This is a genomic window from Paenibacillus plantarum, assembly GCF_013141695.1.
GTDB lineage: Bacteria > Bacillota > Bacilli > Paenibacillales > NBRC-103111 > Paenibacillus_E > Paenibacillus_E plantarum.
This window is the reverse complement of record NZ_WHNY01000067.1, coordinates 129,733-149,563: the sequence shown is the minus strand read 5'-3', so window position 1 is coordinate 149,563 and position 19,831 is coordinate 129,733. Positions and strand designations below refer to the sequence as shown.

The 19,831-nt window shown below is 42.2% G+C and carries 20 protein-coding genes and 1 pseudogene; 6 read left to right on the top strand and 15 right to left on the bottom strand.

The window, feature by feature from the left end; genetic code table 11:
- Window positions 1–89 precede the first annotated feature (89 nt).
- The 3 genes from GC096_RS23865 to GC096_RS23855 form a co-directional block, all read right to left on the bottom strand.
- Window positions 90–1,682 (bottom strand): ABC transporter substrate-binding protein, encoded by a 1,593-nt coding sequence (locus tag GC096_RS23865; RefSeq protein ID WP_171633759.1) that lies wholly within the window; start codon window positions 1,680–1,682, stop codon window positions 90–92.
- 51 nt (window positions 1,683–1,733) lie between these two features.
- Entirely contained in the window at window positions 1,734–2,624 is an 891-nt protein-coding gene (locus GC096_RS23860; RefSeq protein WP_171634296.1) for a carbohydrate ABC transporter permease, read from the bottom strand.
- Window positions 2,625–2,694: 70 nt separating this feature from the next.
- Entirely contained in the window at window positions 2,695–3,612 is a 918-nt protein-coding gene (locus GC096_RS23855) for an ABC transporter permease (RefSeq protein ID WP_171633758.1), read from the bottom strand.
- 177 nt (window positions 3,613–3,789) lie between these two features.
- Between GC096_RS23855 and GC096_RS23850 the strand changes: the two genes are divergently transcribed.
- Both GC096_RS23850 and GC096_RS23845 read left to right on the top strand, forming a co-directional pair.
- The gene (locus GC096_RS23850) at window positions 3,790–5,340 is read left to right on the top strand and encodes a response regulator (protein WP_171633756.1); all 1,551 of its coding nucleotides are present in this window, start codon (window positions 3,790–3,792) and stop codon (window positions 5,338–5,340) included.
- Window positions 5,333–7,123 carry a cache domain-containing sensor histidine kinase gene (locus GC096_RS23845; RefSeq protein ID WP_171633755.1) on the top strand — a complete coding sequence of 597 codons (1,791 nt, stop codon included), beginning with the start codon at window positions 5,333–5,335 and terminating at the stop codon, window positions 7,121–7,123. Before GC096_RS23850 ends, GC096_RS23845 begins: the two co-directional genes overlap by 8 nt.
- Window positions 7,124–7,573: 450 nt before the next feature.
- Here the strand turns inward: GC096_RS23845 and GC096_RS23840 are convergent, their stop codons facing one another.
- The 6 genes from GC096_RS23840 to GC096_RS23815 form a co-directional block, all read right to left on the bottom strand.
- Complete coding sequence (locus tag GC096_RS23840; RefSeq protein WP_246302924.1) at window positions 7,574–8,053, bottom strand: hypothetical protein; 480 nt, start codon at window positions 8,051–8,053, stop codon at window positions 7,574–7,576.
- Between the two features lie 82 nt (window positions 8,054–8,135).
- A complete protein-coding gene (locus GC096_RS23835) occupies window positions 8,136–8,942 on the bottom strand; it encodes a DUF4362 domain-containing protein (protein WP_171633753.1) in 807 nt (268 codons plus the stop codon).
- Between the two features lie 297 nt (window positions 8,943–9,239).
- Window positions 9,240–9,989 (bottom strand): class I SAM-dependent methyltransferase, encoded by a 750-nt coding sequence (locus tag GC096_RS23830; protein WP_171633751.1) that lies wholly within the window; start codon window positions 9,987–9,989, stop codon window positions 9,240–9,242.
- Between the two features lie 570 nt (window positions 9,990–10,559).
- Complete coding sequence (locus GC096_RS23825) at window positions 10,560–11,186, bottom strand: stalk domain-containing protein (RefSeq protein ID WP_171633750.1); 627 nt, start codon at window positions 11,184–11,186, stop codon at window positions 10,560–10,562.
- 130 nt (window positions 11,187–11,316) lie between these two features.
- A complete protein-coding gene (locus GC096_RS23820) occupies window positions 11,317–11,571 on the bottom strand; it encodes an NUDIX domain-containing protein (RefSeq protein ID WP_171633748.1) in 255 nt (84 codons plus the stop codon).
- Window positions 11,572–11,621: 50 nt separating this feature from the next.
- Window positions 11,622–12,113, bottom strand: a complete 492-nt coding sequence (locus tag GC096_RS23815; protein ID WP_171633746.1) for a GyrI-like domain-containing protein — start codon at window positions 12,111–12,113, stop codon at window positions 11,622–11,624.
- 379 nt (window positions 12,114–12,492) lie between these two features.
- On the opposite strand from GC096_RS23815, the gene GC096_RS23810 reads away from it, so the two are divergent.
- On the top strand, window positions 12,493–12,774 hold the full coding sequence (locus GC096_RS23810; RefSeq protein WP_028554769.1) for an ArsR/SmtB family transcription factor: 282 nt from the start codon (window positions 12,493–12,495) through the stop codon (window positions 12,772–12,774).
- 83 nt (window positions 12,775–12,857) lie between these two features.
- Window positions 12,858–14,060 carry an MFS transporter gene (locus tag GC096_RS23805; protein WP_171633745.1) on the top strand — a complete coding sequence of 401 codons (1,203 nt, stop codon included), beginning with the start codon at window positions 12,858–12,860 and terminating at the stop codon, window positions 14,058–14,060.
- A gap of 208 nt (window positions 14,061–14,268) precedes the next feature.
- Here the strand turns inward: GC096_RS23805 and GC096_RS23800 are convergent, their stop codons facing one another.
- Both GC096_RS23800 and GC096_RS23795 read right to left on the bottom strand, forming a co-directional pair.
- Window positions 14,269–14,814 (bottom strand): ATP-binding protein, encoded by a 546-nt coding sequence (locus GC096_RS23800; protein ID WP_171633743.1) that lies wholly within the window; start codon window positions 14,812–14,814, stop codon window positions 14,269–14,271.
- 450 nt (window positions 14,815–15,264) lie between these two features.
- Complete coding sequence (locus tag GC096_RS23795) at window positions 15,265–15,681, bottom strand: VOC family protein (protein WP_171633742.1); 417 nt, start codon at window positions 15,679–15,681, stop codon at window positions 15,265–15,267.
- A gap of 230 nt (window positions 15,682–15,911) precedes the next feature.
- Between GC096_RS23795 and GC096_RS39670 the strand changes: the two are divergent.
- Window positions 15,912–16,055: pseudogene (locus GC096_RS39670) on the top strand (transposase); the annotation flags it as partial.
- 116 nt (window positions 16,056–16,171) lie between these two features.
- Here the strand turns inward: GC096_RS39670 and GC096_RS38845 are convergent.
- A complete protein-coding gene (locus GC096_RS38845; RefSeq protein ID WP_246302921.1) occupies window positions 16,172–17,710 on the bottom strand; it encodes an MFS transporter in 1,539 nt (512 codons plus the stop codon).
- Between the two features lie 494 nt (window positions 17,711–18,204).
- On the opposite strand from GC096_RS38845, the gene GC096_RS23780 reads away from it, so the two are divergent.
- Window positions 18,205–18,378, top strand: coding sequence for a hypothetical protein (locus GC096_RS23780; RefSeq protein WP_171633740.1), 174 nt, complete (start codon window positions 18,205–18,207; stop codon window positions 18,376–18,378).
- A gap of 132 nt (window positions 18,379–18,510) precedes the next feature.
- Here GC096_RS23780 and GC096_RS23775 read toward each other — a convergent pair whose 3' ends face one another.
- The 3 genes from GC096_RS23775 to GC096_RS23765 all read right to left on the bottom strand — a co-directional run bounded on the left by GC096_RS23775 (window position 18,511) and on the right by GC096_RS23765 (window position 19,809).
- The gene (locus GC096_RS23775; protein ID WP_171633739.1) at window positions 18,511–18,696 is read right to left on the bottom strand and encodes a hypothetical protein; all 186 of its coding nucleotides are present in this window, start codon (window positions 18,694–18,696) and stop codon (window positions 18,511–18,513) included.
- A gap of 128 nt (window positions 18,697–18,824) precedes the next feature.
- The gene (locus tag GC096_RS23770) at window positions 18,825–19,343 is read right to left on the bottom strand and encodes a DUF4275 family protein (RefSeq protein WP_171633737.1); all 519 of its coding nucleotides are present in this window, start codon (window positions 19,341–19,343) and stop codon (window positions 18,825–18,827) included.
- 154 nt (window positions 19,344–19,497) lie between these two features.
- Window positions 19,498–19,809: a hypothetical protein gene (locus GC096_RS23765; RefSeq protein ID WP_171633736.1), complete on the bottom strand. Its 312-nt coding sequence runs from the start codon at window positions 19,807–19,809 to the stop codon at window positions 19,498–19,500.
- Window positions 19,810–19,831 lie beyond the last annotated feature (22 nt).

Below are 19,831 nucleotides of genomic sequence, written 5' to 3'. Positions count from 1 at the left end.
ACACTTGTAAGCGCTTTACCTATTTTCCAAAAAAAGCGGGGCTGCCGTTTCATAGAAAAGAAACATGAGTAGCCCCGCCCGCCAAAGTCTTATTTCTTGCTTTCGATATATGCATCCAATTGTGCTTGGAACTCTGCCTGAACCTTCTCAAGTCCTGCTTGCTTCAGCTTTTCGAGCACCTGAGGAATACCTACTTCTGGTTTGATCAAGCCGTGGTATATCGGCAGCAAATAGGTTTGTTGGACATTATCAAGTGCCGCCAACTCGTTTTTGATCTTGGAATCATCCAATGCAAAGGTTTCAAGCGGGCTGTGGATAATATTTCCCGCTTTCCATCTGCTGTATACAGACTGAACCAAATCGCCGGTCACCCCTTCCAATTGCAAGGAATTCGGGGTTCTCCAGCCCCAAGGACTAGCACCTTCAGGCGGATAACCGGTAGATGCGGCTAGACTTTTGAACTTTTTATCTCCGACAGGTTCCCAGTGCTTCCCTTTGATCCCATAGAAGGTTAAGTCGTACAAATCTTTGTCGTACCGGAGAAGATCTAGCGCCATCAACGCCCGCTCAGCATTTTTGGAGGTTGCGTGAATTCCGATTCCATTGCCGATCAGTGGGGATTGGAACTGTTTCGCTGTCGGATTTACATCAATTAACTCGGGCTTCCACTCCGGATGAGTTCTCAGAACAGTGTCCATCGAGCCAGCCAATGTCGATACATTACTAAAGTCAGCTGCCGTCTTGCCTTCTTTAAATGCCGCTCTCCAATCCGTCTTGGACACAATCGAATCCTTCGTCCAAACGCCTTGCTGAGCCATGTCATAGAACATGTTCAATTTTTCCAGCGTTTTCGGGTTTTCCAGATAATTCGTGAGCTTCGGATTCTTGCTTTTCAAGTCATAGACCAGTGGAACGCCTCCATGGACGAAGCGCATTTCCATATCGAGGAAGAATACAGGAACCCCGACAGCGCTTAATTTGGCAGGAGGACCACTGAAAGCAATCATGTTCTTCTCGTTTTTGGCAATTGTAGTCAAATAGTTGACCAAATCGGTTTGCGTTTTCACTTCCGGAAGCTTATATTTTTCTCTCAAGTCACCTCGGATCAATCCTACTTGAAAACCACTTTCGAAGGTATCTTGCGGCACCATATAGATCTTTTTGTTGATTTTGGCTTGATCCCAGCCGATCTTATCCTGTTTTTCCCACGTGTTTGGCGCGTATTTTTTGAGCATATCTTCAGTTAATTCTAGGAAACCGTCTTTACGGGCCGTTTGATTGTAAAACGCCCAGTCGCCGGTAAAGATCATGTCAAAGTCCTCATTAGCGGCAAACAATAGAGGGTATTTCTGATTGTATTCATTCCAGTCCAAGAACCTGACCTCTATTTCGGTATTGATTTTTTGCTTAAGGATTTTATTGACTTCCGCATAGACTTCATCCGTATCTGGCTGTTTCGTACCAACCAAAACCAATTTCAATTTAACCGGTGTCGAGGTGTCTATTTTCGTGATTTTTGCGCTTTCGGACGGCTTCGCTGACATTGACGCGCTCGGTGATGATGTTGACTTGCCCCCCGCATCTCCGCTGCATGCACTTACCAGCATACTTAGCATGAGGACCGGCACTGTGCCCATCCAAGCTTTTTTTGGAATACTCTTCATCGCTTTCATTCCTTTCATGCTCTTCCCCCCTATTAAATGCCATGCTATGATAAACCGGATTTACCGGGATTATCCTTTAACTGCACCAATCGTAAGTCCTTTGACAAAATAGCGTTGAATAAATGGATATAGAAGCACGATCGGCCCAGTTACTACGATAGTCAGAGCCATTTTGAGACCTTCACCTGGTAAATCCCGTACGCTTATTCCGCTTTTCTCAGCAACGCTTTTAAGAGCATCCACACTGCCAATAACCTTATATAAGTAATATTGCAGGGGATACAGCTTCTGATTATTAATGAAAAGCAACGAGTTAAACCAATCATTCCAATATCCGAGAGCTACAAACAGTCCAATCGTAGCAAGTGCAGGCTTGCATAAAGGTAGAATAAGTCTGATGAAAATCGTAAAGTCCCCTGCACCATCAATCTTAGCTGATTCTGTAATAGCCGCTGGAATGCTCCTCATAAAACTTTTCATGACCAAAATATAGAACACGTTAATAAGAGGGAGCAACAACAATACGAGGTACGTATCGTTTAGTTTCAAATAGTTGACAACCAGGATATAGAGTGGAACCAATCCTCCGCTAAACAAGGTCGTGAAATAGTAGTAGAACGAGAAAGCATTTCTCCACTTGAAATCCGATCGTTGAAGCACATAACTGCTCATGGAGATCAGAAAAAGCGAAAGACTTGTACCTATAAGAGTCAATGAAACGGTCACTCCATAAGCGCGGAGAATCTCTTCAGGAATCTTAAAGATAAGCTGGTATGCCTCGAAGGAAAAGCTTGAAGGAAATAGTTTATAGCCCTCTAAGATGATTACTTTCTCGTCCGTTATGGAGCCGCTGAGAATAAGTAGAAAAGGTAGGATACAAATCAGAGCTACAAATGTTATACAACTATAAGCTAATACGTTCATGATTAACTGGTCTGTCTGGATCTTTGGAGTGTGCATCTTTCTTAAGCCCGCGACTTCCGTTTGGTGTCTGAATGTCGATTTCATCGAAGTGTAACCTCCTTTCCGTTTAAAACAAAGCCGAATCTTTATCCGCTTTACGTACGATTCCGTTAACCAACAGGATAGTGACAAAGCATAGGATGGATTGAAAGAAGCCGATGGCCGCCGACATACCAATTTCATTGCTTTGTACTAAGGAGCGGTAAACGTAGGTATCAATGACGTCCGTGTTGGCGAATAATAAGCCGTTGTTTCCGATCACATTATAGAAGAGTCCGAAATCGCCTCGGAAAATATGACCGACAGACAACAGTGTCAGGATGATCATCGTTGGTTTCAAACATGGCACGGTAATATGCCAAACTTTCTGGAAAACGTTAGCTCCATCGGTCTCAGCTGCTTCATACATTTCCTGATCGATGCTCATGATGGCTGCCAGATAGAAAACAACGCCATAACCGACAGCTTTCCAAGCTGAGAAGAACACGAGCAAGTAAGGCCAAACACCGGTTGTACTGTAGAAATTGACGGATTCCATACCGAATGCACGCAATAAGGTATTGACCGTGCCATGCTCATAATTCAATAAGTTGTATGCGATTGAGCCTACCACAACCCAAGAAAAGAAGTAAGGTAAGAACATGACGGATTGGCTGATCTTCTTAAACCATCTGCCTTTAATTTCCGAAATCAGGATAGCGATTCCTACCTGCAGAACCAGATTACTGACGATGAAGACCGCATTATAAAGCACAGTATTGCGAGTCACCCTCCAGGCATCTCCTGAGATAAAGAAGAACCGGAAGTTTTCGATACCGCTCCAGTCGCTGCCTAGAATCCCTTTACTGTACGTATAATGTTTGAATGCCATTACCAAACCGAGCATCGGAACATATTGGAATAACGCCACAAACAGAACGGAAGGGACAAGCATAAGCAGCATGGTTCTGTAACTGATCAAATCGCGAATGAACGGTGTTTTCATTATTTCTCTCCTCCTTCTCTTTGATCACCGCTCTATATTCGTTATTATAATGGAACCGCTGTCATTCGGGTCCCCGTCAATCTTTCGACTTTATGTCGAGAATTAAGATTCCATTTGGAATCCGCTTGAAACATACTATAATGAATCTATCAACGAAAGTGTATCGGGGGGATTATCGTGAAACTTTTGCTAGTGGAGGACGAACAGTTGATTCGCAAAGGGATTCTAATGAAGACCGACTGGCAGCAGTACGGTATTAATGAAGTTAAGCATGCGGACAATGGTCGGGATGCTGTTCATATCGCTGAGCAGTTCCGACCCGATATCCTGCTTACCGATATCCGCATGCCCTGGATGGACGGTATTGAAGCAGCTCGTTGCATTCGGAAATTTTGTCCGAAGATGCGCATCATCTTCATGAGCGGTTTCTCGGACAAAGAATATTTGAAAGCCGCTATTTCCTTGCAGGCCGTCCATTATGTAGAAAAGCCTATCCATCCCGATGAGCTGAACGAGGCAGTCCGTAACGCTTCAATTATGGTCATGAACGATCAGCGAGCCGATATGGGAGAGGAAGAGAGCATTCCACTCATCAAACGAGAAATTGCCGCTCTGCTCTTTTCCCCCGAATATCCATCTGAAAAGCTTGCACGGTTGCTTCCTTTACTTGGGTTTCAGGTGCCAGACGCGATTTCCTGCGTTTGCTCCGTTCTCAAATGGCATCAACCTATTGACCAGCCTGATCACCTTCTAGGGGAGCTTGAAGATGCCGCGCACCAGATCGACATGGATTGCTTTAGCATACTGAAGGACGACCATCATCTCGTTATCCATCTGTTGATCCATTCGGAACAAGGTTTCCCCTTCAACGATAAGCTCCAACGATGGATCGATGATGTATTATCTCGTTTACCTAAATCGCCTGGCTATCACCTAGCCGTTGGCTCAAAAGTCAATCGTATGGATCAGCTATATGCTTCCTATCTATCCTCTGTTGTCTATCTTCAACGAGGCTTCTACCAGCCGCCGAATTCCGTTATACGGGAGACTTCCCATTCCCGCAAGGATGGCTTCTTCTTGGACGATGACCGTTCGGGGGCCTTCGCCCTTACCCTTCAACAAGATGGGTCCCATCAGGCACAAGCTTGGTTGTCCAAGTTGATGTCTGACATCCAAAAGCGCCCGGATACACTTGTTAGTTATACGAAAGGAATCTATTTGCAACTCTACCAAACGGTTCAACAAATCGGTAAAGAAAACGGTATTCCCGCATTCAAGCAGGAAATGGCATTGGGGACTTATGTAGAGCGCTTATATGCTAGTCAGACACTGGAGGAGTTACAACTGCTGCTAAGTGGTGAGCTCGATGTTCTTTTTGATTATCTGGAATCCCGCAAAGGAAACTCCATAATCCGTCTAGTAACGACTTATATCGAGCGAAATTACAGGAATCGCCAGCTGTCCTTGACTGAAATCAGTGATTATGTGGGTGTGACAGTCCCCCATTTGTGTTCCGTTTTTAAGGAAGGTACTGGCATGACGATCAAACATTTCCTTTCGGAATATCGGATTGATCGGGCTAAAGAGCTGTTGGCTAACAAGGAGCTCAAGCTGTTTGATATTGCCTTGCAGGTGGGCTACGGGGATGGCGAATATTTTAGCAAAATATTTAAAAAAATAACGAACTTGCAGCCATCGGAATACAGGAAGAGGATCGCCGATGTTTAATGTGATCAATCGTGTTCTTCTTAAACTGAGATTGAAGCAGAAACTGCTGCTGTCTTATCTGCTGCTCATCCTGCTCCCTATTCTCTATCTCCAGTTCTACGCATCCGGCAAGGTGGCGGGCATTATACAGGAAATGGTGAGCTTTTCGCTCAATCAAAGTTTTAGACAGACGCATTCATTTCTTTCCTATAAGTTGAAGCGCATTACGGATGTTTCGGATCTCATCGCCTTAGACGAGAATCAGATGACCCGTGTACTGACACGAAACGTGGCCGATTACGGCCTTCACGACCAGCTGCAGGACGGAAATAAGCTAAGTCAGTTACTTTCTTCTTTCCGCGACGGCACGGATGTAAGTTCAATTCGACTCTATCTGCCGGACGGCTTCCTGTTTGCGAATGAAGGCAGCAGCATGTTCGGTTTAAAAGATGCTTTAAACACGACATGGTATGCGAAATTGCTCACTTCGAAGACTAAGCTCATGTGGTTCTCCTCACATGATTATCCGACCCAAGCCACTGATTCTACGCAAGTCATATCCCTGGCCCGTCTCATCCGCCATCCCGACCATTATAACGATATGATCGGCATTCTGCGATTGGATATGGATGAACCCATGCTAAAAGAAATCGTTTCCCGTGCTAACACGGTTAAGAATAGTCTAACTTATTTGCAGAGCAGTGATGGTCTGGTTCTGATCGCCTCGGACGATGCGCTCCTGAAGCAATATCTTCCAGCTGAAGACGCAACAGCTCCATTGTTCTTGTCGGCCAACAGCAGTAATTCGCAGTCTATTAACGGCAGAAGATTAGAATTCCTCCAACTGAAAATTCCGGAAACTGACCTAACCATGGTTACGGTTATTCCACATCAGGAGATTGTGTCCAAAAGCTCACGCCTCCAACGCGAGCTCCTGGTTAGTTTGCTTGCCGTTGGACTGCTGGCCATCGGACTTGCCCATTTCATTTCCCTACATATGACAAGGCGGATTACTCACTTGAGTCAGAAGATGAAGGCCATGGAGGCAGGAATCCTTGAGCCTATCTTAAAGCCGTCAGGGGATGACGAGCTCGGAGAGCTCATCCAAAGCTACAATTATATGTCGCACCGGCTGGCTTTATTAAAAGATGTAGAAGTGCAGGCCATCAAGTCGGAATTAAAGGCTCTTCAATCTCAGATCAATCCTCATTTCTTATACAATATACTGGATCAAATCAATTGGATGGCTCAATTCGGGATGAACAACCAGATCGCCGACCTTGTACACTCGTTAGCTGGATACTATAAACTCACGCTGAGCGATGGACAGGACATCATCGCAATTGGACACGAGCTAAAGCTGGTTGCCTATTATGTTGAAATCCAGAATATTCGCTTCGAACAAAGCATCGAGCTTAACTTGCAGGTCGGTGAGGAATTTCAACCGGGACTCATTCCTAAATTAACTCTTCAACCCATCATCGAGAACGCCATTCTTCATGGAATCTTAAAGAGCGAAAACCGTGAGGGATGTATTACAGTAACCTGTGAACGCCAAGCAGATCGGATCGTCCTGTCTGTCATTGACGATGGGGTTGGCATGGAGGAACAGCATCTGGAAACACTTCGATCTGGCAACAAGATCATGAGTCCCTCCGGAAACGGCTACGGCATACGGAATGTTCAGGAACGAATTAAATTATACTATGGCGAAACATTCGGATTACAATTTTTCAGTTCACTCGGAGATGGTATGATCGTTGAAGTGCATATACCGTTAATTGTGGAATCGGATTCCTTATGAAAGACACTTTTAGAGCGATGTAATCTCGCCTCTGTCGCCACTGACAGCATGGGTCTTTCCAGTCGAGACATGATGAATGCGATGACTAATGGGTCCTCATTTTTTGAGAAAGCTATTTCTTAACCTTAACAGGATTGTTTACATGAACGAGGCTGCCGATTCATGCCGGCAGCCTCGTTCTGATTTCTTATTGAACAAACGTTACTCGTTAGATCCCCGTATGAAAACCTCTTTATTCCTCTTCGTTCAGCGACTAAGCCTGCAATTGCATAACCCCAGGAAAGATCACTGGTTTACTCCTTTTAAACTTGTCATGGTGAAGCTCTATAGTTACTCGTCAGCTCAATGCTAGAAACACAATTGTTCAAAAAATCCTACTATTAAGGCTATGTTAATTTTTTCTTCTAGCTAATCCAAATATCACAGTAGCCAAAATAATGAAAAATATTGCTATCCCCCAACCATGAAAGCTAACAAATGTTCTTTCACCTGTACTTTTTCTTCTTGGGTCATATTGTTAACCTTTAAATGATTTGCATTATCAGGGGTTATTAGGATTGTGGAGGGTACTTTAATTGTTTCTTTAAGGGTATTTCCTTCTTCAGTGAGCAACAGCTTAGATTTGTTTGAATAGGAATGGATTATTTCTGTTTGTAAATAATCACCTTCCATATCATAAAAGTCCTCAATAGATTTAATATCCGATTTCATATGGGTTTTCCCTTCCTCAATAGTGGTTATTGCATTCACTATTTTGTAACCCGTTCGTTCAAAGATTCCTTGATCATTTTGAATATCATCAAGTGTTTCTATTGTAAAAACCTCAATGGTTTCATATTTCTCTGTATGACTACATGCACTTACAAGCAGAAAAGTGAACATGAATAAACAAAACTTCACTAAAATCATTAGCTTTTTATTGAAATTCATTTCTTCACTCCTAACATGAATTAGTTCCGCATATTTATTTTGGATTATCATACCATATTATGGGTAATTTTGGTTATTTATTTCATAAGTCTTTATTTTCAACCAACCTCGTATTAACAATCTCAATAATAGTATTAGCCAAATCAGTCATTATTTTATTGTCCTCATTATTTGTGCAATCTGACCAGTTATATTCACGAACCGCACCATTGATTTTAACTTTTAAATAGAAATCTGGCTTCTCAGTGCATGTTGCAAATTTCTTTTCACTTAAATAATTGGATAACACCATTTTTTTATATATTTTTTGCCGTTCTTCATTCATCAGCTGAAAATCACTCACACCTAGCATTTGACCATTTTTTAGGTCTTTCACCAATTTCATATCTATCGTATTAATCTCATTTGCTTGATTATCACCATATTTAAGCTGGAATTGGAACAGGTCTTGTCTCGATACGTCATATGAAAGGTATATCACATCAATGCTTTTCACTTCACCAGAACAACCCTTTAAGGTATATTTCATTTCTGTATTCGTTTCAGTTTTTTCAAAGTTTTCACAGGAGTATGTTGTTACTTTGCCTGCTCCGAATTTATCTTGCGTAGTATCATATTGAAGCTCGAATTTACCATCGCGGTACTTGATGTTGTGATAAATAGGGTCGCCTTCAATCGTATAATGAGAAATGCTAATAGAGACGTTTTCTTTTTCGTTAACTTTTTTCACAAAGTCGTCCATTTTGAAGAGGTTAGAAACACTTCCGTGGATATCCACCACATCAGCATTATTTTTTAATGTTCCTTGGGGTTGGTCGATGGCTTTTATATGTGAACAACCTGACAATATGCTCATAGCAAAGGCAAAGATCATTAACTTTTTGAGCAATTTTAAAACCTCCCTTACACATATACATGTTTGACGAGTCAAACTTACATTTTGTTCCATCAAGAGGCACCATTAAGGAAAAAAATAGAACCCCATAGGTGGGATTCTATTGCTGTTCCATTAACACAATGGATATTTTATTTTGTCGGGTCATAATTTCACTCGTGTATTAACTCAAAAGTGTCTAGAATCTCTAAAAAATATTCTTTTTCTCTACCATATTATTTATCAATCTTCTACTTGCAAATTGCCTTCGTGTCTGATTGAACTATAATTTCCGCTAGCCTAACAACCCATTTATTTCCTTGCCATTATCATGAAGCGTTTGGTATTGGTTTTGATTCCCTTCTCCGTTTGATTTGCTTCAATAAACTTTTGAAGTATTTCGAAATCATAATCAGTTTGCCCAAAGGTAGGAATAACAGGAGTATATTTTAAAAAGAAGACCAAATCCTCATAAGTTTGGAAATACTGCGTTGCATCATATTCAAACGACTGAATATCGGAAAAACCAGCTTCAGCTAACTCAGTAAGATATTTATTTTTTAAGAACCCTTCATCAGTTCCAAAACCCTGTCCTCTGCCAAAAGCTTCTTTAATGTTTAATTTATCTCTTTCGCTTACCTGCTGCGTTAAGAATATACCATCATTCGCTAACACTTTTGAAATTTCATTTACATAAAACTCACTGTGCCGACAGGAAACCACATTAAAAAAGGACATAGGAAAAGTAATAACTTCAGCTTCCATTTGTAAGAAACGAATATTACTTTTATTTGATTTTTTTAAGTTTTTAGTAGCTGACTGTATCATCCCTTCTGAATGATCAATGCCAACAAGAAGTAATGCAGCATCGGCAATAGATAGTAAAGCTTCTCCACCACCTGTACCAATATCAAGTAATACATCGGACTTTTGGCACCTCTGAGTAACTTCATAAAGAAAATCCCACTGCTCTCCTTCAGAAGTAGTTCTTAATTTACTAAAGTCCCAACCGTTTATTTTTCCAACCTTGTCATAAAAATCCTTATACTCAGACCTGTTCATACTATGTCCTCCATCTTAAAATGAGATAATAAAAAGCCAAGAGCTGGTTGTGATTGAATAGGAGCAAACGAAAATTCATTTGTTCCGTCATTCAATCATTTCAAGTGCCCTTGGCATAAATATGTTGGATATCAGCCCGACACCGTTCAAGCATTAGTTTCATGAGACCAAAAGGACAGAAAATCCCCTTTGGTAGCTGGTACGCGTTTTACCCAGCCCGCAAACTAATTACTTCGAACGATACGGAATGACATCCATTTCACCTCATTTGGAAGATAATTCAATTGTAAATGTTGTTCATCCTGTATTCAAGTTTCGTGTTAGTCCAACAGGCTGCGTCTAAATTTCCTCCATCAAGATCCGTTTTGGGTTTGAGTAATCCGTCAGTTTTTTATTAAGTATTTTAGGCTTAACATTAATTAATATCTTTTCAACCAAAACCATATTCTGATTGTAACAAGCAGTATGTAAAGTTTCTTCGGTTATAGTTGTCATTTTTACTATCCTTTCAAATCACATATTACGACTTTTTCTATTAACAGAACTTAAAGCCGTTGCCTCCTACGAGGATTATTTATAGGCTGTGACTTCAAAATCCACTTTTGCATATTTAGAGAAATCCCCGACTTCGCCAGCCGAAACATACTTAATTTCCCCCGTGCTTATGGTCTGCTTTTGGACAGAGCTACTAGGTTTGGACGTGCCTGATGCCGTCCCAATCAGCTTATCGTTCGCATCATAAAAATGCAATTTAAACTCAATGTCATGTTCGGTAATCGAATCCTTGTCATGTTCGGTAATCGAATCCTTGTCATGATCTAGAGCTAATAACCCTCGAATACCCGTATATCCGCCATCTAAGTATAAATCGAGCAAACCAAAGTGAATATTGGCATATTTATCATCTTCAAGTATGGGGACATTTGAAGGGAAATGATTAATTGTAATGTCCTTGTATGTACCTTCGTCTGTGTAATCTACAAAAGCCCCTAACTGTTCAGCTATAAATCGGACAGGAACGTAAGCGTGCCCTTGATAATTAAGTACCGCATACTCTTTGTCATCTAAAGGGACATTTTGACCATTGATTTTGAAAAATGCTGGAAACAAATATGTTTGAACTGATTCTGAAGCAAACACCGCAGTAGAGATGGATAAAAACATTCCTACAACTATTCCAAGAATAAATTTCCTCAAAAATCTCAACTCCCCGTTTTCAAAATTCAAACTCACCCTTTATTTACCAATATAAATTTTAGACGGTACGATGAAGTAAAAGTTGCTCTTATCATTCCAATTCTATTACAAAACTTTTATACCACAGAATTCAATTAAACAGTCCTTTGATTACAAAAGGAGACCCACAGCTACGAGCTGTGGGTGAAGAGTAAACTTCCACGTCGACACACGCTTCTTCTTTTGCTTCCCTTACCACAGCTTCAACAAAGGTTGCCCCTGACTCTACACCACCTGCGGGAAGATTGTTATGGACACCATTATCATTATCATTTTCGTATTCGATAAGTAAGATGGCTCCATCCTTAATAATCAATGCACACGCACGAAGTCGCATTTTTTCCATCTAGTTCACATCTGTTCTCATTTGACCGCCAGTTGCCTTCGTCTCGTTATTCAGCTATTGTTCCAAGTTAGCGTAATGAATTTGACCTTGGAAGTAGTCGAATACTTCCTCTTTATTGGAAAATGTAACAAAAAATCCGCATTTCCTCTTTCTAATGGTGAATGTACCTTCGAATACATCTCGAACCCATAAGCTCCTTCTTGTTCATACTCTGAATTCTTTATCCATTCATACAACTCCCCATACGCATCACCAGCTCTGTCAATGTCTCCTTGGTATTCTAAAACAGCATAGGTCGCTTTAGGTAGTTCGTATGAAATCATATCTACTGGCGGTTCTACATCATGTTTAACTTCAACGCCAGCTATCCATGTAAACAGATCAGTATTAGGATTGTAATTTGGCGGGTCAATGAAAACTCCATATGTAATCGGAAATCGTACGGCACCACTTACCTCTTCTAATCTTTCATTGAAAGATTGTTGGAGTTTTGGAATAATCATTTGCTCTCTAGTATCTTGCAGTAATGTTTCCAGTTTCATTCCTATGATACGGGTTTATTCTCTTTCAATGATTTTTATAGCCATCCTATGACCTCCATGACATGATTAATTTTAATTTCACTTCCACATATATACATATTTCACCTTTATTCAAATGAGTTTTATTTGAGTAAATCTGCCCGTTACATTAACGAACAACGGCAGCCCAATGTATGCCAGCTGCCGTCATATCGTGATTAAACTTTAGTTCTGTGTTAACGTAACAAACCGCGGCAACCGATTACCTTTCCAGCTATCAACTCTACTTCAGGGTCTAACCCCATCCATTCGTCAAATCGCCCATTTACAACGGCTGCCTAGTTGTGTTACTCTTGTTTCTATAGTTTTCGAAATACATTTGAAAAGGCGGTGAGAACCCATGGTCGAGGACAACGAGGAAGTCAAACAGGCAGTGAAAGTCTACAAAGCACTCGGAGAGCCGACCCGGATCAAAATAGCGATGCTTCTTACGGAAGAGATGAATCTTTGCTGCTCCGACATCAGTAGCAAGCTCGAGTCCGTTGCCGGTTCCACACTGTCGCATCACTTGAAACAGCTTACGGAATGCGGTCTGCTCACGCTGCGCAAAGACGGAACGTACATTTATTACAGCGTCAATAAAGAAGTCGCCCGAAAGTACGCCCCATATCTACTGGGGTAGCCGATTTTTTTTGCCTTATATTTCGATATATTTAGAAATATAAAAATATTATATAGAGAGAATTGGATAAGGAGCTGGAACGATTGTCTTACAATTTGAAAATTTATATGCTTGCTTTAGTCAGCTTTCTCGTCGGTACGTCCGAATTCATCATTGCCGGTATTCTGGATAAAGTATCTGACGATATCGGCGTCTCGGTCGCAGCAGCAGGCCAGCTGATCACCGTGTTCTCACTTGCATACGGGTTCGGGACGCCTTTCCTGATGGCGGCCGCTGCCAAAGTTGACCGCAAAAAGCTGATGCTATACGCGCTCTCGATATTCATCGTCGGCAATGCCGCAGCCTACTTGTTCTCTGGCTTCGGAGCACTCATCGTTTCTCGCGTTATCGTAGCGCTCAGCAGCGGCGTATTCGTTGTCACGGCGCTCACGGTCGCTGCGAAACTCGCACCAGTGGAGAAGCAGGGCAGTGCCATTGCCACGCTCGTCATGGGCTTCAGTACGTCACTTATCGTCGGTGTACCGCTTGGCCGGCTAGTCGCTTCCGCCTATGACTGGAAGGTGGTTTTCGGTGGCATCGGAGTGCTCGGACTACTGGCGTTGCTGCTCATCGCATCCACGATTCCGAAGACGGACGGCGAGCAGCCTGTACCGCTGCGCGACCAACTGAAACTACTCAAGAATCCGAAAATTGTCATCGCGCTCATCATTACGTTCTTCTGGCTAGGCGGTTATTCCATCACCTACACGTATATTTCCCCCTTTCTGCTCGATATTACGGGCATGAGCGAAAAATTCGTCAGCATCGCCCTGCTCGCGTTTGGTATTGCCAGTCTGATCGGCTCCAAGCTTGGCGGGTTCAGCACCGACCGTTGGGGATTCAAGCGCACTCTGGTGACCGGCATGCTGTTCCACGCAACCTGGCTGGTCGTGATTTCGTTCGCCGCCCATTCGCCGGGGCTGATGTTCCCTCTGCTCATGCTCTGGTCCTTCTCCGCCTGGTCGTCCGGTCCGACGCAGCAGTACCATCTAATCTCGCTCGCACCAGAAGCGACAAGCATCATGCTTAGCCTGAACAGCTCCGTTGTGCAGCTAGCTATGGCTGCCGGTGCGGGCATCGGCGGCATCGTCGTGGAAGGATCTTCGCTGACCGCCGTCACCTGGATCGGCGCCGCAGGCGTCGCCGTCGCCGCGCTCATGTCGGCCGCAGCTTTCGGTTACTTCCGCATCGGCGCGGCTTCCCGGGCAGCACACAAAGAGGCTCGCGCAGGGAAGATCAACTCATAAGCATTTCTCTTTCACGTCAACCGGGCAGCGCCTAACGTGCCAGACCCCAGCAAAACGAAAAGAAGCCTTCATGTCCCACTTTGACTAGTAGGCTTTAGGCTTCTTTTCGCAAACATGCTTCAGCCATCATGACCTAGCCTTAGATTCGCGCCGCTATGAGTATTCAACAAACGTTCTGTGTTAGTTTAATCCTGAGTTGCTAAATGCTTCAGTTGATCAAGGATTGCTTGATTTGTTGTATTATTTCTGTGATATTATTGGGATCTTTTATTTCAAATAGATAATTAGCTTCGTCTTTACTAGGCGGTATTACTCCTGAATTTCCTTGTCGTTCCAACACTTCTAAAAAGCTCGATGCACTTCTGAAAATAGCTTTACTTCTTTGTGTTTGTTCAACTCGTGCTCTCAGTATTTCAATAGATAAATTAAAGTAAACAATAATACTTTTAAATCCCTTTTCATGAAAATATCTAAGTACATTCGTTCGTCCTGATTTATTTAAATTACAATTGCTTAAGATGATATGAAAATTACTTTGCACTGCTGCATATTCAACAATCGCATTGGTAATAGAGAATTTTAGTGTGTTGGGTCCTTCTATAGGGAGAAGTTTCTTATAGTGACTATTAATAAATTCAGCATGATTATCCTGATCTATGACTATAGCCTGTTGTAAGACAGATTCTAATTCTTTAGCGAATGTAGTTTTTCCACTATGCGTTATTCCAACCGTCATAATTACCAGGCGGTCCATATTAATCGCTCCTTTATGTTTTTGGTCTTACTTTCAGATAACGGATATTCAGAAAGTCGTAACTCCTCCATCCCGAAGTGTATGCGAGGAACGATATTAATTTCTAACCAGTCGACTAATCTCATCGTATATTATTACTATAGATTTACATTTCCACGAAGTAAATGTTTACACCTCGACCATGACTACGCCAATGAAACCCTGAAATATTAGGATTGATGTTATCTGTCTGAATTTCCACAAAATCACGGTCTTTCATTCGGAACCTCCAATCCATACTGCTATTTCATGTACCTTAATCTTTTCCACTCGTTTGGAACCGATTCACCATCAGGAAATGAGTAATATATGTCTAATACCGAACAAAACTAATCATCGCGAAGAAGACGCCGGGAAAGTGCCCGGCGTCTTCCCTTGTTAATCCAAGTATGAGTGCGCTCTCCGTTATCCTTAACCTTGAGCTGCATCCGTGTTCATGTAGTTGATTGCCCACATATGGCCGTCCAAGTCCTCGAAGGCCCAATGATACATGAATCCATAATCCTCAGGTTCTTCGTACGATTTCCCGCCCAAGGAGACCGCAGTATTCACGATTTCGTCCACCTTTTCTCGGCTCTCGAAGGCCAATGCGATCGTCATTTGCGCATACTTTTCCGTATCAACGGTTTCCTTCTGCGTGAGCGACTTTAAAAGTTCTTTGGTGAGCAGCATGACCTGCAGGTTGTCGCCGAGCATGATGGCTACCGACTTCTCATTCTCGGGGAATTGCGGGTTGAGCTCGAATCCGAGTCCGGTGAAGAACGCCTTCGATTGTTCTACGTTGTTTACAGGCAGATTGAAGCTCGTGAATGTGGACATTAATGCCATTTTTAAACACCTCATCGTCAAATTGGTTTGTTGTCATTGATGCCTTCGTTTATTTAGACGAAAGCCGATCCGGGAATTCATCGGTCTACTTAATTCCTGCCACTCCTGTATTGTTGTAATTCCCCAACCACAACAAAAGGAATAAGCAGATGCAAACCCAGTATATCAACGAACTTCTCAACATACCAGAGTTACGCGTACGCCAGAATTGGTAATCGGCGTCGATGACTTTGCGATCCTACGCCGCCGCACACCCAGACTTCCGTCATTTGTGCCCCAAGGCGGTCGTGATGGACTTGGATCAGGTTTATCATACCTGGATCAGCGAATGCTTTCCTGCCGCGATTCGAATCTCGGATCGCTTTCATGTACATATTAACCAAGATAACTTGAGTTTATTTGTTTCGGGCTATTTCAATGGTTGCATCGAGGAGTTTGTTCGTTATTTCAGCTTTATCAATGGTCACCATAATTACGTCAAACATATTTATCATCCTTTCCGTGCCAGCTCGTAACTATTTCGGCTACCTACAAAACGGTCTCTTGCTGCTCCTATACCGACTAAAAAGAGCAAGATCGCAGCGCCAAGCAGAATGAAAAGTGGCAGGTTCCAACTATTGGTCGCATCATGCAGATATCCTATAAGAGCAGGACCGACTGCGGCAAAAAGATATCCGATCGATTGCGCCATGCCAGACAGTTTCGCTGCTTGATGCGCATTTTCAGTACGTAACCCGAAAAACATCATGGACAAACTAAAGGCGAAGCCTCCACCAATTCCGAGCATGATGATCCACAACAGAATCATATTGGTGCTTCCGTAAAGAAGTCCAATCGTTCCCGTCAAAAGCAAAATGGTTGTAATGACGCCATATGTTTCCGTAATGACCTTTTTCTTTCCATATTGATTCGCGACGCTGGATACCTGCTTGATTGTCAGACTTTCATCCGTTTTCTCACATAATGTATCGATCCCGGGGACATCCATATAACGGTAATGAGGCATGACGGCTCCGCAGTGCCTAGCCGCGTCAACGATATCTCCTTCCTCACAGAGATGTCCAGCAAAGGAAAGACCGTTGATTCCACACCAGTTGCCGATCTGCTTCGTGTAGGCTTCGCAGAACATTTCGGTGACCGTCTTCCAATAGTCATGGCGGATCTTCGAGGAGAAGGGGCCATGGAAAAAGAAATAAGGGAGTGTATCCCAAATCTCATATCCATTCTTATCTGCAAAAGCTTGGGGTAAGAGATCCGACCAAGATATCCAAGTCAGCCTTGGTTCATTCAACTGCTCCTGAAACCCCCGAATGGTTGGTTCATCCGTAAAAATCCCAGGAACCGTTCGCCCAAACTCCTCTCCCACGGCTTCCTTATAGCGATCATATGTCGTCTCGATAAATAATTTGGCCGACAGGGGATTCATATTGTCCGGATAGGTATCACCGTGACACCACTCATTTGGCGAAGCGATGTGACGACGCATGACCAAATATACTTCCTCCCCCTCTAGCAAACTAGAGGGACTTTTCCAGTTGCGTATTCTTTTGCAACTAAACAACTCGTTACCGAGAATACTCGCTTGATAAACGGCCTGAATGGTATCGTCGGGTTCATAATTGCGGCAAATCGTTAATGATAAAGCTTTAGCCCGCACCGCATCGCCGCCTAATCGGGACACCCTGCCACCGCCCATTCCTGAAGAATAGCGGTCTTCATCATACAACCACGCAGCAACACCTTCCTTCTTTGCTTTTGCAACAGTCTCTTTAACCCGTTCTATGAATTCATCACCTAAGTATGGCGTTTCCAACCCTTCCCGTACGTGGATCATAAAGCCGCCCATTCCCTGTTTCTTGAATCCTTCAATCTGTGCGTCCAATTCGTCCTGCGCAAGCATTCCGTTCCACGACCAGAACGGCACGGAGCGATGTTCCACTGGAGGATTCTTAAATTTTGCTCTTAGCAGGTCGTAACTAGCTGGCTCTTCCCTTGTTAACTGGCTATTTTGCACTCCTGAAATTTTCATTCCTATGACCTCCGTTGTTGAACTGACCTAAATGATCTTTAGTTTTCAACTCTCTACTGAACTTAAGTTTAGAGCCCTTTTCGAAAGGCGTATATAATCAGAAACCTACGAACATTTAGTTCTTTTATGATTTCGTAAAATAGTACCAACATGCTAAAAAACTGCTCATGTAACTTCAGGCATGTCCACAGCCAGAATCCGTACGGAATGAAACATATACGTAAAAAACCCGTTTTCAAATGAAAACGGGCTTTTTTTGATGATAAGTCATTTGTTTGGTAAGAACACTTATTCTAGCGGAATACTCTCAATGTTGTGAGAAGAAGTTTATCGTCATAACATCAAAAGGAGCCCTCCACGTTCAATAACATGAGGGGCACCACTTGAGTAACTAATTATTCAGCTTTTTAAAAATTTAGTCAGCCGATGCCCATTCCCGGATTGAATGCTTTGCATAAATTATCTTGCAAGTACTCATTCAGGGAAGTGGTCCTTTGCAACTATACTATTTAGCATCCAAGCAAGACGTTATTGAACTCATCCGCGAATGCATCGATCGGGCAAACTATAGTGCTGCCATTTATTTGCTTGAGATTATTCAGCAGATGGAGGAGGAAAACCGATCCTCTGTACTCATTACAGTCGTCCGTAAAGGTTCTGACGAATAAATTCCAGTTCAGTAAATAAAACATAAAACTCATACTTCTCTGAAAGTCGCTCTTAAAAGTAATTCTAAAACCATCAACGAGGGGACATATTTCCCGAACACCCTGGGCGAAATGCCAAGCGCGGTGTAAATCCTATTTCGGGCTTCTTCGGTTTCTAGAAAAGACCACGAGCGCCGCGATTACCATCGCACCGAACCCCATGGTTTTGGCTGACTCGGATTCCATTCCCAGCAACATGCAAAGATTGGTAACCAAGCTTTTCGTTAAGAGTGCAACCACAATCAGCATGATCGGACGAATAATATTGTACTTTTTCATATGTGCCACCCTTTCTTATGTGTCTGCTAATTTAATTCTTTGCTTCCATTATTTAGCTTGTACATTTCCATTTGACCATTTATTAAACAAACTTGCCCATTTCCGTTTTTTGAAAAGCTTAACTACGCCTAGACATTTTTATAAAAGTATGGTCCGCACATTGATTCATGAGTATATACGTACGTCCACGTGAAATTCATATCAAATATATATATATCTTGTTCATAATCAAAATCGGATGCAACAATATCAGTAGCGTTATTATATTCAAATACAATATCAGGAAGGTTTTGATACATGACATATAATTCATTTTTCGTCATAGCATCAAATGCGTTTCTCGCTTCTTCTTTTTCAAAACATTCTTGCTTCTTATAACTAAAAATATGCCACTTATACTGATTATAATGAATTTTACTTTTGGTCTCGTCGCTAATGTTCTTTGCAAATGAGCTATCCCATAGGCCCATAATTCCATGTTCTTTTTCCAGTAAGGTTAAAATAACTACCCCTTTATCAAGCATGTTTTTAGTAAAGAGATATTTTCGGCGGATAACTTCAACGGACCAGTAAACTTTTCCTAATTCTCCATCAGGTAAACTGTCTATCATTTGATTAATTTCTTGTCTATACATACTAAAATCCATTACAATACCTCTCTTCGCTAGCCTATAATTGAAAATTATATATACGAAACTAGGAAGAAATGGTTGCGCCAAACTGCCCGTTACTTCAAAAAGACTGCCGATAGAAATCGGCAGTCTCGTCATATATTCCATTTAGTACATTGGAGTTTTCCAACTATTTAATTATTGGGGACTGTTTATCATCAATTCCTGGAATTGAAATTGGAAATATCATTCCCAGAATCCCTATTCCTGCGTAGTATTCTTGTTCGATAATTAAATCAGCATATTGTTTCCTAGTAATTGAAAGTTCATGCAATGAGAAAAACAGATAATTCTTGCTACGAAAACGAACTGGCGTTGAGTTAAATGTTTGAGAATTGGTGAGTTCTTTCTTAAGGACCCATTTTTTAAAATCGGAGTTATCCGGATTAGTCCAAAGGAGTGTTAGTAAGATTATACCCATCACAAGAATTAGCAATCTCACTCAGAGCCCCCCCTAAACAGCA